Origin of the sequence: Chelatococcus sp. XZ-Ab1 (assembly GCF_029309855.1) — a bacterium.
In the GTDB taxonomy this organism is placed as follows: Bacteria; Pseudomonadota; Alphaproteobacteria; order Rhizobiales; family Beijerinckiaceae; genus Chelatococcus_A; species Chelatococcus_A sambhunathii.
Genome location: NZ_JARKII010000001.1, coordinates 256,328 through 278,120 on the forward strand (window position 1 = coordinate 256,328; position 21,793 = coordinate 278,120).

Here is a 21,793-nt window from a genome sequence, read left to right on the forward strand (position 1 = left end):
GCGCCGAAGACAATCGGGGAGAGTGACTGAGATGAACAGACGTAATCTTTTGATCGGCGCGGGGCTTGCCGCGCTCGCCGTCTCGGGCGGGGCGGCACTCGCGCAGCAGCCGGTCGTCAAGATCGGCTACCAGCTGCCGCTCACGGGCAATACGGCGCAATACGGCCAGGACTTCAAGAACGCGGCCGAGATTGCGCTCGCCAAGTTCAATGCCTCCGGCAGGCCCTTCAAGGTGGAGATCGTCTTCGAGGACTCGCGGTCGGACGCCAAGGAAGGCATCGCCATCGCGCGCAAGTTCGTCGACGACAAGGAGATCGTCGGCGTGCTGGGCGACTTCACCTCCGGCGTGTCCATGGCCTCGGCCCAGGTCTACAAGAGTGCCGGCATGCCGCAGCTGTCGCAGACGGCCTCGCATCCGGATTATGCCAAGATCTCGGAATGGCAGTTCCGCAACATCACCACCCAGGCGCAGGAAGGGCCCTATAATGCCGACTGGATGGTCGATCAGGGCTTCAAGAAGATTGCCGTCATCGCCGAGCAGACCGACTGGGGCCAGACCGTCGTCTCCAACTTCGCCGACGAGGTGAAGAAGAAGGGTGGCGAGGTGGTATTCAGCGAGTTCTTCAACCGCGGGCTGGCCGACTTCCGCCCGATCATCACCAAGATCGCGCGCGAGAAGCCGGACGCGATCTACACCGGCTTCTTCTACGAGGATGGGGCGCAGTTCCTCAAGCAGATGAAGCAGCTCGGCCTCACCATCCCGGTCTATTCCACCTCGGCCGCCTACAACCAGAAGCTCATCGAGCTCGCCGGTGCCGACGCGGAGGGTATGCATCTGACGGCGACCTTCCTGCCGTCGAACCCGGCGCCGCAGGTGCAGGAATTCGTCGCGGCCTGGAAGGAGAAGACAGGCCAGGCGGAGCCTGGCCAGTTCCCGGCCCAGGCCTATGATGCCGTCAACATCATGCTCGCCGCGCTCGAGAAGGCCTGGCCGGAGCCGACGCGCGAGAAGGTGCGCGATGCGCTCGCCGCAACCAAGGACTTCCCCGGCGTGACCGGCGACACCACCTTCGATGCCCACCGCGAGCCGGCCAAGAAGCTGACCAAGGCCGTCGTCAAGGGTGGCCAGTTCGTCGCAGTCGCCGACTGAACGCAGCTGCGGGCCGCCGGTGAGGCGGTCCGGTCCACAGCCGTCATGCCCGCGCCCGTCGCTGGCATCCACGCCTCAGACGATCGCAGCGTCAAAGGCGCGGATGGCCGGGGCGAGCCCGGCCATGACGCTGGAGAGCGTCGATCTCGACGACGATTGGCGTGAGTTCAGCGGCTTTTTCGGCCCCAACCTCCCGGTCGCGATGGATTATTACCTGCAGCAACTCGCCATCGGCCTCTCCCTCGGCATGGTCTATGCCCTGATGGCCATCGGCTTCACGCTGATCTTCGGCGTGCTCAACGTCGTCAACTTCGCCCACGGCGAGGTTTACACGATCGGCGCCTTTACCGGGCTCGTGGTCATCTCCGCCTTCGCGCCGCCGCTCATCGTCGTGCTGCTCCTCGTGGTGGCGGTGGGGGCGCTCGCGGGCGTCGGGCTGGAGCGCATAGCGTTCAAGCCGTTCCGGCGCTTCAGCGACGAGGCCTCGCTCAAGTCGCGCGCCATGCGCGAGGCGACGCTGATGTCGTCGCTCGCGGTGTCCATCGTCGTGCGCGAGGCGGTCGAGATCGGCTTCGGCTCGCAATTCCAGACCGTGCCGCTCGACCGGCTGCTCAACAGCCCGATCAGCCTCGGGCCGATCACCATCGTCTCGGGCGACGTCATCATCTTCGTGGTGGCGGCGCTGATGCTGGGCGGGCTGCAATATGTCCTCAAGCGCACCAATGTCGGGCTCTCGATCCGCGCCGTGTCGAGCAATCCGCTCGGTGCCAAATATGTTGGCATCAACACCGACCGCACCATCATCTGGACCTTTGCCGTAGGCTCCATGATGGGGGCGGCGGCCGGCATCCTCGTCGGGCTCTACTACGGGGCCATCTTCCCGAGCATGGGCTTCATCCCCGGCATCAAGGCCTTCGTCGCCATGGTCATGGGCGGGCTCTCGTCCATCCCCGGCGCTGTCATCTGCGCGCTCATCCTCGGCTTCAGCGAGAGCATCGCGACCATCTTCGTGCCCTCCGTCTGGGCCGACATGGTGGCCTACGGCTTCCTCATCGTGACGCTCATCTTCTTCCCGCGCGGCATCTTTGGCGGAGCTCGCGACCGTGTCTGACCGTCTGCGCCCCCTTCTCGTCGTCGCGGCCGTGCTCGTCCTCGTCCTCGGGGTCGTGCCGGCGGTGCTCGGCGCCTTCGACCGCAGCTATCTCTACCAGGTGGCCAATCTCGCGCTGATCTTCGTGCTGCTCGCGGCCTCCATGCACCTCGTCACCGGCGTTGCGGGGCTCCTGCAACTCGGCCATGCCGCCTTCTACGGCGTGGGCGCCTATACGGCGGCGCTGCTTACCACGGAGGCCGGGCTCTCCTTCGGCTGGACCCTGCCACTCGCCGGGCTCGGCGCCGCCTTCGTCGCCGTCCTCGTGGCGCTGCCGACCATGCGGCTGGTGTCGATCTATTTCGCCGTGGCGACGCTCGGCATCGGGCAGATGCTCTATCTCGTCATGCTCAACTGGGTGCCGGTGACGAAGGGGCCGAACGGCATCCTCGTCACCAGCGGCCTCACGCTCTTCGGCTACGACCTGTCGCGGCCGGCTTCGGCCTATTTCGTCGTGGCCGTCGTTACGCTCGCCTCGCTGTGGGTGATCCATCGCCTGTCGCACTCCTACTACGGCAACGCGCTGCGCTCGCTGCGCGAGGACGACCAGTGCGCGGATGCGATGGGCCTCGACACCGTGCGGCTGAAGATCGAGAGCTTTGCCGTTTCCGGCTTCTTCGCCGGCATTGCCGGGGCGCTGTGGGCGCACACGGCCGGCTATATCTCGCCGGCCGATTTCTCCTTCCCGCAATCGATCCTCATCCTGGCGATGGTGGTGGTGGGCGGGCTCGGCAGCCTGCCGGGGGCGGTCATCGGGGCGCTCGTCCTCATCCTCCTGCCGGAGGTGCTCAGGCCGGTCGGCGACTTCCGCAACATCATCGTCGGCGGCGTGCTGTTCTTCTCCATCCTGCTGATGCCCAAGGGCATTATCGGCGAGGTCTCGGCGCTCGACCTCGTGCGCCGTCAGCTCGGCGGCGCCTGGCGCGGCGAAGGCACGAAGGCGGGCTCGGAGGTGGGCTGGCGATGACGACGCTTCTCACCATCAACGGCGCGACGCGCCGCTTCGGCGGCCTCACCGCGGTCGACGGCGTCTCGACCACGGTCGCCAAGGGCGAACTCGTCGGCGTCATCGGCCCGAACGGTGCCGGCAAGACGACGCTGTTCAACCTCATCTCGGGTTTCACGCCGCTGTCGGCGGGCGAGGTGCATTTCAAGGGCCGGCGCATCGACGGCCAGAAGCCCTTCCGTATCGCCCGGCTCGGCATCGGCCGCACCTTCCAGAACCTCCGCATCTTCCCGAACATGAGCGTCTTCGACAACGTCTCTGTCGGGGCGGCAGGGATGCTCGGCGTCAATGCGGCGGGGGCAGTGTTCGGCGGCAAGGCGCGGAGCGAGGCCATCTCGCGGCGCGCCTGGGCAGCGCTCGAGCAGGTGGGCCTGCAAGGCCTCGCCGGAGAGCTCGCGGCCAACATCTCCTATGGCCGGCGCAAATATCTCGAGATCGCCCGCGCGCTCGCCATGGAGCCGGAGCTCATCATCCTCGACGAGCCGGCGGCCGGTCTCAACGACACCGAGACGCGCGAACTCGCGGCCTTCATCAAGCGCCTGCACGGCGACGGCATGACCGTGCTCCTCGTGGAGCACGACATGGGCCTCGTCATGGGCATCTGCGAGCGGGTGGTGGTGCTCGCCAGCGGCCGCAAGATCGCCGATGCCGCGCCGGAGGTGGTGCGCAAGGACGCGGCCGTGCTCGAGGCCTATCTCGGCGTGGAGGAATAGGGCCATGGCGCTTCTCGAAGTCCGCGACCTCCACGTCTCCATGGGCGTGCAGGAGATCCTGCACGGCATCGACATCGACCTCGGCGAAGGCGAGATCGTCGCCATGCTGGGCGCCAACGGCGTCGGCAAGACGACGCTGATGCGCGCGCTCTCGGGCATCTACCGCGTCAGGGGCGGCACTATCACGCTCGCCGGCGAGGACATTACAAACGCGCCCTCGCACACCATCGTGGCGCGCGGCCTCTGCCAGGCGCCCGAGGGGCGGCAGATCTTCGCCACCATGAGCGTGCGCGAGAACCTCGTCCTCGGCGGCGGCCCGCAGGGCCTTGCCCGCATCGACGAGGTGCTGCCGCTCTTCCCCATCCTCGGCGAGCGCATGGGGCAGGCGGCGGGGTCGCTCTCGGGCGGCGAGCAGCAGATGCTGTGCATCGCCCGCGCCCTCATGCGCAGCCCCAGGGTGCTGCTTCTGGACGAGCCGTCGCTCGGCCTTGCGCCCAAGCTCGTCAAGCTTATCTTCGATCTCGTCGCGCGGATCCGCGAGCAGGGCGTGTCGATCCTGATCGTCGAGCAAAATGCGCGCGGGGCGCTCAGGGTCGCCGACAGGGCCGCGGTGATGGAAGGGGGGCGCGTCGTCCTTGCCGGGCCTGCGGCCGAACTCGCTAACGATCCGCGCATCGTCGAGGCCTATCTCGGCGGCCACGTCGCCGGATAGAGGAGAGGATGATGGCTTCAGCCAAGGATACGACAGCCAAGGAGACGGCGGCCGCCCCGCCGATGCCGATGATCGAGCGCCGGCGCATCGAGGCGGAGATCCTCAAGCATGTCTACGAGACGCTGAAGGAGAGCCACGGCGTCGCGGTGGCGCAGAAGGCGGTGGCCGATGCTGTGCGCCGCTCCTCCATCGAGCAGGGCGCGCGATTCGCCGCCATGCAGAACGGCGAGACCTCCATCGAGGGTTTTGCCGCGCTGCAGCCGCTGTGGACCATGGAGAACGCGCTCGAGATCGACGTGATCGAGAAGACCGAGACGACCTTCGCCTTCAACGTCACCCGCTGCCGCTATGCGGAGATGTACCGGCAGATGGGCCTCGGTGAGATCGGCCACCTGCTGTCGTGCCAGCGGGACGGCACCTTCTGCGAGGGCTATGACGACAGGCTCAAGCTCGCCCGTTCGCAGACCATCATGCAGGGCGCGAGCCACTGCGATTTCCGCTATACATACGAAAAGGCCGAAGGCTGAGAGATGTCGACCTCCCGCCGCGTCGCCTGACAGAATAATGACAGTCGTTCGCTTTGCCGGCTGAGTTAAGCGCTGTGGAAATGAAATAAAACTGTCAGACACAGGGCGTAGCAACCTCTCGGCATGAGGGCCGGCCGCCTGGCCCGCCAGCATCAGGGAGTTGCGGAATGTCCTTCGTCAGCAAGCTGCAGATGGCTGCGGCCGCGGGTGCGCTCGTCGCCGCATTCGCCGTTTCACCGGCCGCCGCCGAGCGCGCCCGGTTCGAGTTCTGGTATGGCCTCACGGGCGACCTCGGCGAGCGCGTGCAGGAAACCTGCAAGCGTTTCAACGATTCGCAGCAGGAATTCGAGGCCGTCTGCGTCGGCCAGGGCGGCTATCCCAACGCCGTGCAGAACGCCATCGCCGCCTACCGCGCCGGCAAGCAGCCAACCGTCGTGCAGGTCTATGACGGCGGCACGCTCGACCTTATGCTCTCCGGCGCCTATGTGCCGGCGCGCAAGCTGATGGCGGACAACGGCTACGAGGTGAAGTGGGACGACTACTTCTCCGGCATCGCCAATTACTACGCGACGGCGAAGGGCGAGCTTCTGTCTTTCCCCTACAATTCTTCGACGGCGATGCTCTACTGGAACAGGGACGCCTTCGCCAGGATCGGCCGCGACAAGGCTCCCTCCACTTGGGAGGAGGTGGAAGAGGTGGCGCGCGAACTGAAGAAGGCCGGCTACGAGTGCCCGCTCGGCTTCAACTTCGACACTTGGCAGATCCTGGAGCAGTTCTCGGCCATCCACGGCGAGCCGATCGCCACCAAGAACAACGGCTATGACGGGCTCGACGCCGAAGTCGTGTTCAACAAGACGAAGTTCGTCGACCATGTGAAGTTCTTCAAGCGCATGGCGGACGAAGGGGTCTTCGTGGTGCGCACGAAGGAGGCGGGCATGGACATCGTGCCGTCCTTCGCCTCCGGCGCCTGCCAGATGATCCAGACCTCGATCGCGGACCACGGCACCATCGGCAAGACGGCCGCTCCCGACATGAGGTGGGACGTTGCCATGCTGCCGGTGTGGAAGGGCACCGAGCGCAGGAACTCGCTCGTCGGCGGCGCCTCGTTGTGGGTCCTCGCCGGCAAGTCGGAGCCGGAATACAAGGGGGCCGCTGCTTTCCTCAAGTTCATCGGCACGCCGGAATCGGCTGAGTGGTGGTCGACGGTCACCGGCTACATCCCGGTGACGAACTCCGGCTTCGAGGCCATGAAGGCCAAGGGTTTCTATGACAAGGCGCCCTATAAGGGCCGCGAGCTCGCCATCGAGAGCCTGACCTATACGCCGACGACGCCGATCACCCGCGGCATCCGCCTCGGTGGCTTCATGCAGATCCGCAAGGAGGTGACGGACGCGCTGCAGGGCATCTTCGCCGGCAAGGTCGGCGTCGAGGAAGCGCTGAACGAGGCCGCCGAGCGCTCCAACGCCGTGCTGCGCCGCTTCGAGAAGACCTACGCGGGCAAGAGCCTCCTCTGAGGCCATCTGAACGGCCGCGGCGCCTTTCCGGCGCCGCGGCGTCCCGCGTCGAGCCTCCGGAGCCGATCCGATGGAAAAGCGCGCCGTCTTCAGGGCCGGCAGCCTCGCCTACCTGCTCATCCTGCCGCAGCTGCTGCTCGTCTTCGTCTTCTTCTACTGGCCGACGGGTGCCGCGCTCTACTGGGCCTTCACGCTGGAGATGCCCTGGGGCGGCGGCAACCAGTGGGTTGGCCTCGAGAATTTCAGCGCCGTGCTGAACGACGCCAAATACTGGTCGTCGGTCGCGGCGAGTTGCGTCTTCGCCTTTGCGGCCACGGCGCTGGCGCTCGCCCAGGCTCTGGTGCTCGCCCTCTTCGTCGACCGGCAGCTGCGCGGCTCGAAGAGCTTTCGCTCCTTCTACGTGTGGCCCTATGCCGTTGCGGCGCCGGCCGTGAGCCTCGCCTTCCGCTTCATCTTCGCGCCCGAGACGGGGCTCGTCGCCTTCGTCAACCAGTGGTGGCCGGGGCTCTGGAATCCGTCGATCAACGGCGCCCAGGCGATGACGCTCGTCGTCCTGTGCTTCGCGTGGAAGTGGATCGGCTACAACTTCATCTTCCTGCTTGCGGCGCTGCAGTCGATCCCGCGGGCACTGACGGAGGCGAGCGCCATGGACGGCGCCGGGCCGCTCAGGCGCATGCTCGACATCCAGCTGCCGCTGCTGACGCCGACCTTCTTATTCCTGCTCGTCATCAATCTCACCGAGAGCTTCGTCGGCGCAGACAGCTTCGGCATCGTCGACATCCTCACCGAGGGCGGGCCGGCCAACGCGACCAACCTCCTCGTCTACAAGATCTATTCCGACGGCTTCAAAGCCCTAGACTATTCGGGCGCCGCGGCCCAGAGCATCATCCTCATGCTGCTCGTCATGGTGCTCACCTTCATCCAGTTCCGCTGGGTGGAGCGGCGCGTGCACTACAAGTGAGGCGGGCGAGATGATCGAGCGCACCCCCATCTTCAATGCCGTCACTTACGCCATCATGCTCGGCGGGCTCCTCGTCGTGCTCTTGCCGGTGTGGATGGCCTTCACGGCGGCGACGCAGACTGTCGAGGCGGTCAACCGCATTCCCTTCAGCTTCGCCCTCGGCGACGAGCTTCTTACCAATCTCGGCGCGGCCTGGCAGCGGGGAGACTTCGGCACCAAGCTCGCCAACAGCTTCATTCTTGCGACGGGCGTCACCCTGGGCAAGGTGATGATCGCGGCGCTCAGCGCCTTCTCCATCGTCTATTTCAACTACCGCCTGAGGACGATCTTCTTCTGGGTCATCTTCGTCACGCTCATGCTGCCGCTAGAGGTGCGCATCGTGCCGACCTATGCGATCGCGGCCAACGCGCTCGCGCCGCTGCAGGCGATCCTCGATGTCACTGGCATCAGCGCGCTTATCGCCGTCCTGTCCGGCTTCCAGGTGTCGCTGCAGTGGAACCTGCTCAACTCCTATGTCGGGCTCATCCTGCCGCTGGTCGCTACTGCCACCGGCACCTTCCTCTATCGCCAGTTCTTCATGACGGTGCCGGACGAACTCGCGGAAGCCGCGAAGATGGATGGGGCAGGGGCCTTCCGCTTCTTCGTCGAGATCCTGATGCCGCTGTCGCGCACCAACATGCTGGCGCTCGCCACCATCATGTTCGTCTACGCCTGGAATCAGTACCTGTGGCCGCTGCTCGTCACCACGGACCGGGGCACCTACGGCACCGCCATCATCGCGCTCAAGCAGATGGTGCCCAACCCCTACGGCGGCCTGCCGGACTGGAACGTCGCCATGGCGGCGGCGCTCATCGTCATGCTGCCGCCGGTCGTGGTCGTGGCGCTGATGCAGCGCTGGTTCGTGCGCGGCCTCATCGCCACCGAGAAGTGACGGAGCTCAAGGACATGTCCAGCATTTCCATCCGCAACGTGCGCAAGGCCTACGGCAAGAGGGAGGTGGTGCACGGGGTCGATCTCGAATTCGCGGACGGCGCTTTCGTCGTCATTCTCGGCCCGTCCGGCTGCGGCAAGTCGACCCTGCTGCGCATGATCGCCGGGCTCGAGGAGATCACGGCGGGCGAGATCCGTATCGGCGACAAGGTCGTCAACCGGCTGGAGCCGCGCGAGCGCGGCTGCGCCATGGTGTTCCAGAACTACGCGCTCTATCCGCATATGAGCGTCGCCGGCAACATCGGCTATGCGCTCAGGGTCGCCGGCGTGCCGAAGGCGGAGCGCGAGCGGCGCGTCGCCGAGGTGGCGCGCGTGGTCGGCCTCGAGAACTACCTCAGCCGCCGGCCGGGCGAGCTCTCGGGCGGCCAGCGCCAGCGCGTCGCCATGGGCCGCGCCATCGTGCGCGAGCCCAAGGTGTTCCTGTTCGACGAGCCCTTGTCGAACCTCGACGCCAAGCTCAGGGTGCAGATGCGTGCCGAGATTCGCCGCCTGCACAAGCGCCTCGCGGCGACCTCGGTCTTCGTCACGCATGACCAGGTGGAGGCGATGACGCTGGCCGATACCCTCGTTGTCATGAACGGCGGTCGCGTCGAGCAGGTGGGCGCCCCGGCCGAGGTCTACCATCGGCCGCGCACCCGCTTCGTCGGCGCCTTCATCGGCGCTCCCGCCATGAATTTCATCGACGGCACAATGGCTGCCGACAGCTTCACCTTCGACGGCCGGCGCGTCGCCGTCGAATGGCCGTTCGCCCGCGCCCATGCCGGCCGGCCGGTGGCGCTCGGCGTGCGGCCGGAGCAGGTGGAACTCGTTGCCGCCGACAGCCCCGGTGCCCTGCCGGCGACGGTCGATTTCGTGGAGGAACTCGGCGCCGGCCGGGTCGTCTACACCGACATCGACGGCCTGCCCTTCGCCGTGACCTTGTCGGAGGAGACGGATCTCGCCCCGGGCGAGCGCGTCGGCCTCAAGCTCCTGCCCCAGAGCCTGCATTTCTTCGACGGCGAGACGGGGCTGCGCCTCGGCCTTGCCGAGAGCGTCGAGACGAGCCGCGCGGCGGTCGCCGCTGCCTGACAATTCGCGAGGAGGATGGAACGCATCATGTCGCAAGCAAGCAACATCATCGCCGGCGTCGGCTTCTGCACGGGCAACGGCACCGGCGACCTTTCCGTGCTGGAGCGGGCGCTCGCCCGCCATGCGGACCTCGGCGCCGACATCGCCGAACTGTCGCTCTACAGCGAGGACCTCGTCTCCGGCGGGCGCGTGCTGCCCGAGCGGATCGGCAGGCTCGTCGAGATCACCAAGCGCTACAAGCTCGGCTATACGGTGCACGGCCTCGTCTGCTCGAACTTCATGGATATGGTCAACCTGCCGTACCAGAAGGCGGCGATGCGGGCGATGCTCGAGCTGTGCGACCGCGTCGGGGCGAGCGTCCTCGTGCACCACTCCGGCATGGCGCCCATGAAGACGCGCGGCGAGATGGGTCTCGTCGATGCCATGGAGCGCGAGGCGCTCGCCGAGATGGCCGAGGTTGCCCGCGGCTATGGCGTGCGCATCGCGCTCGAGAACATCTTCGCCATGGGCGACGACGAATACCGCCAGACGCCGTCCGAGGTTGCCGCGACGGTGGCCGCCATCGGCCATCCGAACCTCTGCGCGCTGATCGACTTCAGCCACGCCTATATCGAATCGAAGCGCCGCGGCCTCGACTGGCGGGCGGAGATCCGCGCCATGGCGCCCGTGGCCGGCCACCTGCACGTGCACGATTCCTTCGGCCGCCCCTATACGATGACGCGCTTCTTCCACCCGGGCGAGGCGATGGCGCTCGGCATCGGCGACCTGCACATGCCGCTTGGCTGGGGCGACATCCCGTGGGAGGAGATCTTCGCGGAACTTACTTTTCCGGCGGGCACGACCATGATCATGGAGATCACCGAGCGCTTCGAACCGGAACTGCCGGCCTGCCTCGCCCGCGCCCGCGGCCTTGCCGCCCTCGCCGACGAGAAGGCCGCCGTCGCCGCGTGAAGTGGTGAGGGGCGGTACCACCTGCCGTCATGCCCGCGCTCCTCGCGGGCATCCCCGCCTTGAAAGCCGCGCAAGTCGCCAGGCGTGGATGGCCAGGACGAGCCCGGCCATGACGGGCGGTTCGCTTGCCATGGCGTCTGCTTTTGGGAAATACCGTGCGACGCATGCGCTCGGACGATAAGGACGCGCCAGAGCCGATATCAGCCGGTGTGCCGCGCTTTGCGGTAACAGCTCGCCGAAAGTGATCCCATCATGACCATCACCACCCTTGAGCGTCTCGTCACCGCGACGACCGCCGAACTGCGCGGGCCGGGCTACGGCATCCTGGACGAGGCCCGGCGCGTGCCGGCCGTCCAGGCGGAGCATGACCGAATCGCCGCGAACCTGCAGGCGCTCAACGCCATCGAGATGCGGCCCGTGGCGGCGGTCACGGGGGGCGCCGCGACGCTGCGCATCGCGGCCTGGAATGCGGAGCGCTGCAAGTATCACGAGGCGTCCGTCGTGCTGCTCCGGCAGGTCGATGCCGATGTCGTCCTCCTGTCGGAGATGGACATCGGCATGGCGCGCTCGGGCAATGTCCACACCGTGCGGCTCCTCGCCGATGCGCTCGGCATGGGCTACGTCTTCGGTACGGAATTCGTCGAACTCGGGCTCGGCGACACGCGCGAGCGCGTCTGGCACGCGGGGCAGACCAATGCGGTCGGCCTGCACGGCAATGCCATCCTGTCGCGGCTGCCGTTCCGTGACGTGGCGGTGATCCGCCTCGACGAGGGCGGGCGGTGGTTCGCGGGGGCCGAGGTCGGACAGCGGCGGCTCGGTGGGCGCATGGCGATCGCGGCCCGCGTCGCGGGGGCGGCGGGCGAGTTGCTCGCCGTGTCCGTCCACCTCGAAAGCAACAGCGACGCCGCGGACCGCGCAGCCCAGGTGCGGCGGCTGCTCGCCGCGTTGGAGGATATGGCGCTGGGGGTGCCCGTCGTCATCGGCGGGGACCTCAACACCAATGCGCTGCCCGTCGGCCCGGCCGGCGCGGAACTGCCGCTCGAAGCCGTCGAGGAGGCCGAGCCGCTCTTTGCCGAGATGCGAGCCGCAGGCTTTGCCTGGGAGACCTGCAACACGCGCCATGTCAGCCTGCGCACGCGGCCGGACGGCACGCCCGAGGCGCCGTTTACCCGGCTCGACTGGCTGTTCTGCCGCGGCGTCGCCGTGGCCGATCCGGCAACGGTGCCGGCGGTCGATGCGGCCGGCAACGCCATCTCCGACCACGACCTCGTCGTGGCCGACGTCCGCCCGCGGCAGGGGTGAATTTCCACCCTCTCCGCCGCAGGCGGGGCGAGGGAACTGGTGTGTGCATGCGAGACAGCCGTGCGTGATTGCCGCCGGTCTTACTGCCCCGCCGCACCACCCTCGAACCAGCGCGCCAGCACCGCACGTTCTTCGGGCGTCATCTGCGTGACGTTGCCGGGCGGCATGGCGCCGGTGAAGGCGGCCTGCATGGCGATGTCGTGGGCGCGCAGGCGGATCTCGTCACCCGTTTCCAGGAGCACGTTCTTCGGCGGCACGACGACGCCGTCCCACACCGGCTCCATCGCGTGGCACATGCTGCAGCGGCTGGTGACGATCTCCTCCACGCGGGCGAAGGTGACCGGCCCCGCGGGCCCGGCTGCATCCATCGTGCCGCGCAGGGGGCCTTTCGGCCCGAGCGCACTCAGGAACATGACGAGGAGGAGGAGCAGGGCGGAGGCGAACCACGGCCACGTCTTCATCTCGCCTGTCTTGTGCATGGTGTTGAAGAAATGGCGGATGAGCGCGCCCATGACGATGATCGAGGCGAGGATGGCCCAGGCATATTGCGTGGCGAAGGCGAGCGGATAGTGATTGCCGATCATGACGAAGACGACCGGCAGCGTCAGGTAGTTGTTGTGCAGCGAGCGCTGCTTGCCCTTAGCGCCGAGGGTGGGGTCCGGCGTCTCGCCGGCGATCAGCGCCGCCACCACCTTGCGCTGGTTGGGGATGATGACGAGGAAGACGTTCGCCACCATCATCGTGCCGATGAGCGCGCCCATCTGCATGAAGGCGCCGCGCCCGGAGAAGACGAGGCCGAAGCCGTAGGCGAGCGCGACGAGGAAGACGAAGCCGGCGAGGGCGAGATGGGTGTCGTTGCGGCCGAGTGGCGAGCGGCACAGGCCGTCATAGATGAGCCAGCCGAGCGCGAGGCCGCCCACGGAGAGGGCGATTGCCGCCCGGGCGGGCAGGGGCAGGACGTCGGCATCGATGAGATAGAGCTCGGCGCCCATGTAATAGACGAGCACCATCAGCGCTGCGCCGGAGAGCCAGGTGGTATAGGCCTCCCATTTGAACCAGGTCAGCTCGTCCGGCATCGATTGCGGCGCGACGAGATATTTCACCATGTTGTAGAAGCCGCCGCCGTGCACCTGCCAGGCCTCGCCATAGGCTTCCTTCGGCAGGCCCTCACGTGGCTTGAGGCTGAGGTCGAGGTGCACGAAATAGAATGACGAGCCGATCCAGGCGATGCCGGCGATGACGTGCAGCCAGCGCACGCCGAAATTGAGCCATTCCCAGACGATTGCCCCCATGCCCAGCTCCCGGTGAATCGCCCGCCCGTCCGGCGGGGCGGCATCAGCCTGCATGGGGCATGCCAGCTCGGCAAGCGCGGTTCCGTTGCCTCCGACGCCGGGCGTGCGTGGATCGCCCTGCATCCGGTGCGGAGCTGCGGTGGTTGCCTGGAGGCTCCTGCCCGGCCTATGACTCGCGCTCCCGCCCGCCGCACGCCGGGCCTCGCGAAGCTGCACAGGACCGCCATGAGCCTCGACCCCGCCGTTGCCGCCGCCCTCGCCGAAGTCTCCACCGCCACGCTGACCACCGTTCTCCTCAAGAAGGGGCTGCGCAATGTGTGGATGCGCGGCACGCGTCCGCTCGTGCCGGGTCAGAAGCGCGTCGTCGGCCCCGCCTTCACGCTGCGCTTCGTGCCGGCGCGGGAGGATCTCGCGACGCCGGAATCCTGGTCCTCCCCCACCTCCACCCGCGCCGCCATCGAGGCGATGCCGGAAGGAGCGGTGGCCGTGGTCGATGCCATGGGCGTCACCGATGCCGGCATCTTCGGCGATATCCTGTGTGCGCGCATGCAGAAGCGGGGCGTCGCCGCCCTCGTCACCGACGGTGTCGTCCGCGATCTGGCCGGAGTGCTCGGCACAGGCCTCAAGGTGTGGTGCCAGGGCGCGGCCGCGCCACCGTCCGTCGCAGGCCTCACCTTCGTCGGCTGGCAGGAGCCGGTCGCCTGCGGCGGCGTCGCGGTCTTCCCCGACGATGTGGTGGTGGCGGACGACGACGGGGCGGTGCTCATTCCCCGCGCGCTGCTCGACGACGTGGTCAAGGCCGCCGTGGCACAGGAGCGGCTGGAAGGCTGGATCATGCGGGAGGTCGAGAGCGGCGCCGCGCTGCCGGGCCTCTATCCGCCGAACGAGGCCAACAAGGCCCGCTATGAGGCCTTTCTGGCGGCGAACGGCGGCGAGGGGTGAACTGAGCGCCCAGCATCGTTAGCGAATTCTGCACGATATTGTGCAGAATACCCTGGAATATGCGCGTGCTGCCGTCCAGCCGGGCTTTATGCCTCGATAACGGCGCAATCCGGCGGGTATAGCGGACTGAGGGAGGCGAAGGAGGCTGCCGAAGCGGCTGCGACGTATTGCTTATCCGGTTGCCACAGGACGAGAGGGGCGGCATGGGCCGTTCGCCGTGGTGCGGCTGGTTCGCCGCCGGCACTGCGATCGTGCTCGTCCTCACGGTGGCCGAGGCGCAGGCCGGTGAACGGCCCGGCTTCTTCGCGCGCCTCTTCGGTACTGAGGAGAAGGAGGATGGGCCGGCCTTTCCCGTTCCCGACCCGGTCACCTACGACGTCACCTTCGATTTCCGCGGCGACACCGAGGATCTCGGCGACCGGCTGAAGGAACTGTCCAACCTCGAGAAGCTGAAGAACGACCCACCCTCGGGCGGCGTCGGCCTGCAAAGGCGCGCCGAGGGCGACAAGCAGCAACTCCTCGGCGCACTGTCGGCCTTCGGCTATTACCAGCCGCGCATCGACATCACTGTGGCGGGCGTCGACGTATCCTCGCCGCAGGCCCCGCAGCGCATCGATGCCATCCGCACCCGCGGCTCGGTGCCGGTGCGCGTCACGATCACCTTCGGGCCGCGCTTCACCTTCTCGCGCCTTGCCGTCGTCGATGAAGCGACGGGGCGGCCCCTCGCGCCGCCCGCCGGCTGGGCCGCGGCCAAGCTCGTGCCGGGAGAGCCGGCCCAGAGCGCGGCCGTGCTCGCCGGCGAGCGGGCCATCGTCGCGGCCCTGCGAGAAGAAGGCTACGCCTTCGCCGCCGTGCCGCGGCGGGAGGCGGTGGTCGACCACGCGACCCGCACGATGGACGTGACCTTCTTCGTCGCGCCCGGGCGCAAGGCGCGTTTCGGCCGGGTGACGGTCCAGGGCACCGAGCGGCTCGACCCTTCCTTCGTCGAAGACCGGGTGCCGTTCAAGACCGGAGACCTCTTCTCGCCCGAGCCTCTGGCCGATCTGAGGCGCGACCTCGGCGAATACGACGTCTTCAGCTCGGTGCGCATCCGCGAGGGCGATGCGCTCGATTCCGACGGCACCCTGCCCATCGCCATCGAGGTGCAGGAGCGGGCGCGGCGCTTCATCGGCTTCGGCGCGAAATATTCGACGACCGAGGGGCCGGGCATCAACGCCTATTGGGGGCACCGCAACCTCTTCGGCGGAGCCGAGCGGCTGCGCCTCGACGCCCAGGTGTCGGGCACCGACATCAACACGATCGGCGTGACCGGCAAGAAGGCCGAGTGGCAGAACAAGCTCGGCTACCGCTTCGGCGCCACCTTCACCAAGCCGGGCATCATCACGGCGAAGGACGACCTCGTCGTGCAGGCGGCCTACCTGCGCGAGGTGACGGAGAGCTATTCCCGCCAAGGCTTCCTCGGCGCCATCGCCCTCAAGCGGCGTTTCACTAGGGAATGGTCGGGTCAGATCGGCCTCGATATCGAGCGTGCCAAATACCTGCGCGGCTACGATACCGATTTCGATACCGGCCGCTGGTACACGCTCGTCGGCGTGCCTGTGCAGGTCGACTACGACAACACCAACGACAAGCTCGACCCGAAGCGTGGCATCCGCGCCTCGGTCACGGTGGAACCGTTCACCAGTTTCCTCGGCTCGACCGTCGATATGACCATGGTCAAGACCAGCCTCTCCGGCTACTGGCCGATCGACGCCGAAGAGCGCTTCGTGCTCGCGGGACGTGTCGGGTTCGGCAGCCTCATCGGGGCCGATCTCGGCGACATCCCGCCGCCACGCCGGTTCTATGCCGGCGGCGGCGGGTCGGTGCGCGGCTACGACTACCAGAGCCTCGGGCCGAAGAACGTCTTCGGCCAACCCATCGGCGGGCGCAGCCTGCTGGAGGCCTCGGCCGAGCTGCGCATGAAGGTGACGGACACGATCGGCATCGTGCCCTTCGTCGATGCGGGCATGGCCTATCGTTCGAGCTATCCCGATTTCGACGAACCCATGCGCTATTCGGCGGGCATCGGCCTGCGCTACTATACCGCCATCGGGCCGCTGAGGCTCGACATCGCCCGTGGCCTCAACAGGGAGAGGGGCGACCCGCCCTTCGGCCTCTACATCAGCCTGGGGCAGGCTTTCTGATGCGCCGCTCGAGCAAGGCGGGCCGCGTCGCCCGCGCCATTCTCCTCACCATCGTCGGGGCGGTCGCCCTCGTCGTCCTGGCTGCCGTGCTCCTGACGCGCACCGATGCCGGCCGCGCACAACTCGTGCGGCTCGTCGAGACCCTGGCGAGCAGCCCCGACATGCGTCTCGCGATTGGCCGGCTCGACGGCCCGGTGCCTTTCGACATGACCGTGAGCGACGTCTCTGTCGCCGATCGCGACGGTGTGTGGCTGACGCTGGACCGCGCGCGTCTCGCCTGGCGGCCGCTGTCGCTGCTCTCGGGGGTGGTCGAAGTGACGGCGGTGGAGGCCGGGCGCCTCGCCGTGACCCGCCCGCCCGTTCCCGGCACCGAGCCGGCGGCCGAAAGCGCCGGCCTGCCGCGGCTGCCGGTCGGCGTCATCGTCGAGCAGCTCGCCGTCGATGAGATCGCCCTCGGCGAGGCGCTCATCGGGGAGCCGGTGCAACTCGCCGTCAGCGGCAACGCGCGGCTCGTCGATCCGGCCGACGGGCTGTCCGGCGAGATCGCCGTCCGGCGAACGGACGGGGTCGCCGCCACCGTCGACGGCACTCTGCGCTTCGTGCCTGACACCCAGCAGCTCGTCGTCGACCTCAGGGCGGCGGAGCCCGCCGGCGGCATCGTCTCGCGCCTTGCGAACCTGCCGGAGTTGCCGCCGCTCGACTTCACCCTGCGCGGCGACGGCCCGCTCGACGACTGGCGCGGAGACCTCGTGCTGACGCTCGGCGCGAGCGCCGAAGCACGGGCCACCGCGACGATCACGCGCGACGACGACGGCCGTGTGCTCGCCCTCGACGGCATGGCCGACATCGCCGCCTTGCTGCCGGACCGCTATGCACCCCTCGCCACCGGCGAGGCCACGCTGCGGGCACGGGGAAAACGATTCGACAACGGGCGCATCGAGATCGGCGAGATCTTCGCCGAAGGCGCCGGCGGCCGCGTGACGGGCTCCGGTGCCCTCGACGAGGCCCGCGATGCCGTGAGCGGCCGCCTCGTCCTCTCCCTGCCGTCGGCCATGCCCTATGCAGCGCTCGCGCCGGTCGCGCTGTCCTGGCAGGGCCTCGAGGTGACGGCGACGGTGGAGGGGCCGCTGTCGCGACCCAGGCTCGACCTGTCCGCCACCGGCAACGCCCTGTCGATTGTGGGGAACGCCATCGGCCGCGCCGTCATCGGTCTCAAGGCCGAGGCGCTGGGACCGCCGTTGCAGCCGGACACGCGCTTTGCCTTCGACGCCACGGCCGATCTCTCGGGGCTCGCGCCGCAGGCGCCCGAACTGGCCGGAGTCATCGGCGATGAGGCGCGCCTGACCGCGAACGGCACCGCCACGCTGAGCGGTGCCGATATCGCCGCCCTTCGGCTCGATCTGGCGCCGCTGGCCGCGACCTTCTCCGGCACCGTCACGAGCGATGCGGTGGATGGCAAGGTCAATGTGGAGCGAGCCGACCTTGCGGCGCTGCGCGCCTTCACGGACCAGCCGCTCGCCGGCGTCGTGGCGCTCACCGGGGATGTCTCCGCGAGCTTCGACCTGACGCGGCTCGCGGTGACGCTCAACGGCATGGCGCGCGACCTCGCGACGGGTGTCGCGCAGGCCGACGGCCTTCTCGGCCGCAATGTCCGGCTGTCCGGCGGTTTCCGCCGCAATGCGGACGGCAGCTTCGGCTTCGAGCGCTTCTCCGTCTCGGGCGCCCATGTCGGCCTCATCGCCGACGGCTCGGCAACGGCGAACCGGGCCAATGTCACGGCCAAGCTCGACCTGCCGGACCTGTCGCAGCTCGATGCGCGCCTCACCGGACGCGGCAATGTGGAGGCCACGCTGACCGGCTCGCTCGATGCGCTCGCTGCGCGCCTGCGCCTGACCATCGACGAGGCGAGAGCGCTCGGCCGGCCGATCGAGCGGCTGACGGCCGTCATCGAGGCCCAGGATGTCACGGGCGCTGCCACAGGCCAACTCACGCTGTCGGGCAGCGTGGACGGCAAGCCGGCGGCGGGCAGCGGTCGCTTCGCGCGTGATGCCGCAGGGGTGGTGGCAGTGTCGGATCTCGACATTGGCCTCGGCTCCGTCCGTGCGCAGGGTGCGCTCGCCATCACCCCGGCTTCGCTGGCGAGCGGCCGGCTGACGCTGCGCGCCGCCGACCTCGGCGATATTGCCCCGCTGCTGCTGATGGAGATGGCCGGCGCGGTCGACCTCGACCTGACCCTGTCTGTCGAGGCCGGCCGCCAGAACCTTGCCGCCAAGGGGCGCGTGTCCGATTTCGCGGGCTTCGGCGCTTCGCTTGCTGTGGCCGACGTCGACGTGCGCGTGCGCGACCTGCTCGGCCAGTTCGTGGCCGACGGCAAGGTCGCGCTCGAGAGGCTCGCGGTTGCGGGCGTGGACATGCCGCGGGCGGAGATCTCGGCGGAAGGGACGCGCGAGGCGACGCGCCTCGTCCTTAACGGCGTCGTGCGCGGGGTCGATGTCGCCGCCACCGCGCAGGTCGCCATGCGCCCGGACGAGACGGTCGTGACGCTGGACAGCGCCAGTGCCTCGCGCGGCGCCCAGCGCGTCACCGTCGCCCGCGGGGCGGCGTTCACCCTGCGCGGCGGGGCGGTCACGATCCGCGATTTCACGGTCAATGCCAACGGCGGCTCGCTCCAGGTCTCCGGCTCGGCCGGCGAGCGTCTCGATCTTGCCGTCACGGCCCGCAACCTGCCGCTCACCGTCGCCGAACTCGCCGAGCCGGGCCTGGGCCTTGCCGGCCAGCTGTCGGGCGAGGCGCAGATCTCCGGCACCGCGACCCGGCCCGACGGGCGTTACCGGCTGTCGGTCAGCGGCTTCACCATGCCGCAGATCCGCGACGCCGGCCTGACGCCGCTCGCCATCGAGGCGAGCGGGACGCTGGCGGACGGCCGGGCGGGGATCGACGCCTCGGTGCGCGGCATATCGGAGGCGCCGATCCGCATCACCGGCTCACTGCCGACGACCCCAGACGGCAACCTCGACCTCACCGTCGCCGGCCGCATCGACCTTGCCATCGCCAACCGGCTCGCAGCCGGCGACGGCCAGCGCTATGCCGGCTCGGCCACGGCGGACCTGCGCCTCACCGGTACCATGGCCGCGCCGCGGGCGCAGGGCACGGTGCGCCTCGTCGGCGGCCGTTTCGAGGACGTCGTCAACGGCGTCCTCCTCGCCGACATCAATGCGACGATCACCGGCTCCGAGCGCGAGCTCGTCATCCAGAGCCTCACGGCGCGGGCGCGCAACGGCGGCGCGATCACCGGCAGCGGGCGCATCGCGCTCGATCCGGCCGCAGGCTTTCCGGGCAACATCACCCTGCGGGCGACGAATGCCCAGCTCATCTCCAACGATACGACCAATGCCGTCGTCGGCCTCGACCTCGCGGTCTCCGGCCCCATGGCCACGACCCCACGTGTTTCAGGCCGCGTGACGGTCGAGAACCTGCAGATCTTCGTGCCGGACCGCCTGCCGCCGTCCGTGACGCCGATCGAGGTGCGGCACAGGAATGCGCCGCCGCGCGTCGCCGAGCGCGCCAGGGCCGAGCGGGAGCGGCGGGCGCGCGCCGCGGGCGGGGCCTTCAACGCCGCACTCGACATCACGGTGGACGCCTCGTCGGGGCGCGTGTTGGTGCGCGGCCAGGGCATCAATGCCGAACTCGGCGGCACGCTCACGATCCGCGGCACGTCGTCGAATCCGATCGTCGACGGCGGCTTCACCATGCGCCGCGGCACCTTCCAGGTTCTCGGCCGGCGCCTCACCTTCACGCGCGGCAACGTCACCTTCCCCGGCACGCTCGATCCGCAGATCGACTTCGTGGCCGAGGCGCCGGCAGGTGACGTGACGGCGCGTGTCGCCGTCGACGGCATCGCCTCGCGTCCGGACCTGCGCTTCTCCTCCTCGCCCGAGCTGCCGCAGGACGAGGTACTGGCCCGGCTTCTCTTCGGCAAGCCGTCAGGCAACCTGACGGCCGGTCAGGCGCTGCAACTGGCGCAGGCGGTGGCGCAGTTCGCCGGCGGCAACCGGGTGCTCGACGACCTCAGCCGCTCGCTCGGCGTTGATGCGGTCGACATCGACACCGACGTTCGCGGCAATGTGGCCGTTGGCATCGGCAAGCGCATCGACGACAACATCTATCTCGGCGTCAAGCAGGGCGCGACGCCGGACTCGAGCCGTGTGACCGTCGACATCGACATCACCGACCGCATCAAGCTGCAGGGCGAGGCGGGAGCCGACGGCTCGAGCGCCGTCGGCATCGGCATGGAATGGGACTACTGAGCGAGCGGCGTGCTCGTGGCCTCCCTGGGAGCAGTATCCCGCTTGTCCGGCTTGGGCGGGACGTCCGAGAAGCGCCCGAAGATCAGGTCCGGCGCGCTGGTATTGTGGCGCGAAGGCACGACGCGTCCGGTCCACAGCTCCGTCGCCTCGCCGCCCGGGAAGGTCATGACGGGGGATTCGTCCCACCCCTTGGCGCCGGGCGCGCGCCAGGCGACGCGCGCCGTGTCGGCATTGGCCTCCATCACATACATGGAGCGCAAGGCTGCGAAAGGCCTTTCTTGCGGCAGGGCGCCGGAGAAGGAGACATCGAGCGCGAGATGCTCCTCGTCGAGGGCCGCGAGCCGGACCTTGCCCTCGCCGCCGTCGGCGAAGGCGAGCGTGAAGGTCCGCGTCGCGGGATCGAAGGCAATGTCCTTCAGCGCCACCACCGGGCGCCCCTCGTCCTTGACGGGGCCGACGAGGAAGGAACTGCCGTAGGCCGTCCAGCGCATGTCGCCGGGCGGTATCGGGCGAGCCCGCCAGTAGCCGTCCGGCGGGTAGAGCACGAGCACTTCCTCGGCCCGTTCCTTGTAGCGCACCCAGACCTGGATGAGATGCAGGCCGTGCTCGACACGATTGCCGACGCGCACCGGCACATCGTTGGGCCGCCAGAAGGACGGATAGGTATAGCCGACCAGCCAAAGGTCGGGCGCCTCATAGAAGGTGACCCGGCGCGGCTCGGCCACATGCACGGGGTCGCCCGTCATGTCGCAGCTCGTCCAGTCGGCTGCCCAGCGGTCGGTGTCGAGCATGCCGAGATAGACTGGGTGGACCGCCTGGATACGGAAGTGCTTCACGGCCGGATTGGCGAAGGTGAGGCTGACGTTGTCCTTTTCGGCGCACAGCACGGGCTCGCTGTCGTTGTCGACACGGGCGGCGAGTTCGGCGGCGCTGGCGTATGGTATGGCGGCGGCAAGAAGGCCTGCGGCGAGCAGGCCCCAAATGGTTCTCGACATGCGTTGTCCTGTGAAAAAGGCGGTCTCCTG

The 21,793-nt window shown here is 68.5% G+C and carries 17 protein-coding genes; 15 read left to right on the forward strand and 2 right to left on the reverse strand.

Translation table 11 applies throughout. The features are described from left to right. Window positions 1-31: 31 nt before the first annotated feature. The 12 genes from P2T65_RS01335 (at window position 32) to P2T65_RS01390 (ending at window position 12,044) form a co-directional block, all read left to right on the forward strand. Window positions 32-1,150, forward strand: a complete 1,119-nt coding sequence (locus P2T65_RS01335) for an ABC transporter substrate-binding protein (RefSeq protein ID WP_055457606.1) — start codon at window positions 32-34, stop codon at window positions 1,148-1,150. Window positions 1,151-1,274: 124 nt separating this feature from the next. Beyond that, the gene (locus P2T65_RS01340; RefSeq protein ID WP_245316218.1) at window positions 1,275-2,261 is read left to right on the forward strand and encodes a branched-chain amino acid ABC transporter permease; all 987 of its coding nucleotides are present in this window, start codon (window positions 1,275-1,277) and stop codon (window positions 2,259-2,261) included. Beyond that, entirely contained in the window at window positions 2,254-3,267 is a 1,014-nt protein-coding gene (locus P2T65_RS01345) for a branched-chain amino acid ABC transporter permease (RefSeq protein ID WP_055457909.1), read from the forward strand. The genes P2T65_RS01340 and P2T65_RS01345 overlap by 8 nt, the downstream gene beginning before the upstream one ends. Then, the gene (locus tag P2T65_RS01350) at window positions 3,264-4,019 is read left to right on the forward strand and encodes an ABC transporter ATP-binding protein (RefSeq protein ID WP_276199062.1); all 756 of its coding nucleotides are present in this window, start codon (window positions 3,264-3,266) and stop codon (window positions 4,017-4,019) included. Before P2T65_RS01345 ends, P2T65_RS01350 begins: the two co-directional genes overlap by 4 nt. 4 nt (window positions 4,020-4,023) lie before the next feature. After that, window positions 4,024-4,731, forward strand: coding sequence for an ABC transporter ATP-binding protein (locus tag P2T65_RS01355; protein WP_055457604.1), 708 nt, complete (start codon window positions 4,024-4,026; stop codon window positions 4,729-4,731). Window positions 4,732-4,742: 11 nt separating this feature from the next. Further along, window positions 4,743-5,258: an L-2-amino-thiazoline-4-carboxylic acid hydrolase gene (locus P2T65_RS01360; protein WP_245280439.1), complete on the forward strand. Its 516-nt coding sequence runs from the start codon at window positions 4,743-4,745 to the stop codon at window positions 5,256-5,258. 167 nt (window positions 5,259-5,425) lie between these two features. Further along, a complete protein-coding gene (locus P2T65_RS01365) occupies window positions 5,426-6,772 on the forward strand; it encodes an extracellular solute-binding protein (protein WP_071924094.1) in 1,347 nt (448 codons plus the stop codon). Window positions 6,773-6,842: 70 nt separating this feature from the next. Next, the gene (locus tag P2T65_RS01370) at window positions 6,843-7,733 is read left to right on the forward strand and encodes an ABC transporter permease subunit (RefSeq protein ID WP_276199063.1); all 891 of its coding nucleotides are present in this window, start codon (window positions 6,843-6,845) and stop codon (window positions 7,731-7,733) included. A gap of 10 nt (window positions 7,734-7,743) precedes the next feature. Then, entirely contained in the window at window positions 7,744-8,664 is a 921-nt protein-coding gene (locus tag P2T65_RS01375; protein ID WP_071924092.1) for an ABC transporter permease subunit, read from the forward strand. A 14-nt stretch (window positions 8,665-8,678) separates the two neighbouring features. Beyond that, window positions 8,679-9,791, forward strand: coding sequence for a sn-glycerol-3-phosphate ABC transporter ATP-binding protein UgpC (gene ugpC / locus P2T65_RS01380; RefSeq protein ID WP_055457907.1), 1,113 nt, complete (start codon window positions 8,679-8,681; stop codon window positions 9,789-9,791). Between the two features lie 27 nt (window positions 9,792-9,818). After that, window positions 9,819-10,742, forward strand: a complete 924-nt coding sequence (locus P2T65_RS01385) for a sugar phosphate isomerase/epimerase (protein WP_245280438.1) — start codon at window positions 9,819-9,821, stop codon at window positions 10,740-10,742. Window positions 10,743-10,994: 252 nt separating this feature from the next. Then, entirely contained in the window at window positions 10,995-12,044 is a 1,050-nt protein-coding gene (locus tag P2T65_RS01390; protein WP_055457599.1) for an endonuclease/exonuclease/phosphatase family protein, read from the forward strand. 80 nt (window positions 12,045-12,124) lie between these two features. Here P2T65_RS01390 and P2T65_RS01395 read toward each other — a convergent pair whose 3' ends face one another. Further along, complete coding sequence (locus tag P2T65_RS01395) at window positions 12,125-13,342, reverse strand: urate hydroxylase PuuD (protein ID WP_276199182.1); 1,218 nt, start codon at window positions 13,340-13,342, stop codon at window positions 12,125-12,127. A gap of 219 nt (window positions 13,343-13,561) precedes the next feature. Here P2T65_RS01395 and P2T65_RS01400 point away from each other — a divergent pair, with 219 nt between their 5' ends. From P2T65_RS01400 to P2T65_RS01410, 3 genes are all read left to right on the forward strand, one after another. Beyond that, window positions 13,562-14,278, forward strand: coding sequence for a ribonuclease activity regulator RraA (locus tag P2T65_RS01400; protein WP_055457906.1), 717 nt, complete (start codon window positions 13,562-13,564; stop codon window positions 14,276-14,278). Between the two features lie 203 nt (window positions 14,279-14,481). Further along, entirely contained in the window at window positions 14,482-16,461 is a 1,980-nt protein-coding gene (locus P2T65_RS01405) for an autotransporter assembly complex family protein (protein WP_276199064.1), read from the forward strand. Beyond that, window positions 16,461-20,768, forward strand: coding sequence for a translocation/assembly module TamB domain-containing protein (locus P2T65_RS01410; RefSeq protein WP_276199065.1), 4,308 nt, complete (start codon window positions 16,461-16,463; stop codon window positions 20,766-20,768). Before P2T65_RS01405 ends, P2T65_RS01410 begins: the two co-directional genes overlap by 1 nt. Here P2T65_RS01410 and P2T65_RS01415 read toward each other — a convergent pair. After that, a complete protein-coding gene (locus P2T65_RS01415; RefSeq protein ID WP_055457595.1) occupies window positions 20,762-21,763 on the reverse strand; it encodes a hypothetical protein in 1,002 nt (333 codons plus the stop codon). The genes P2T65_RS01410 and P2T65_RS01415 overlap by 7 nt on opposite strands. Window positions 21,764-21,793 lie beyond the last annotated feature (30 nt).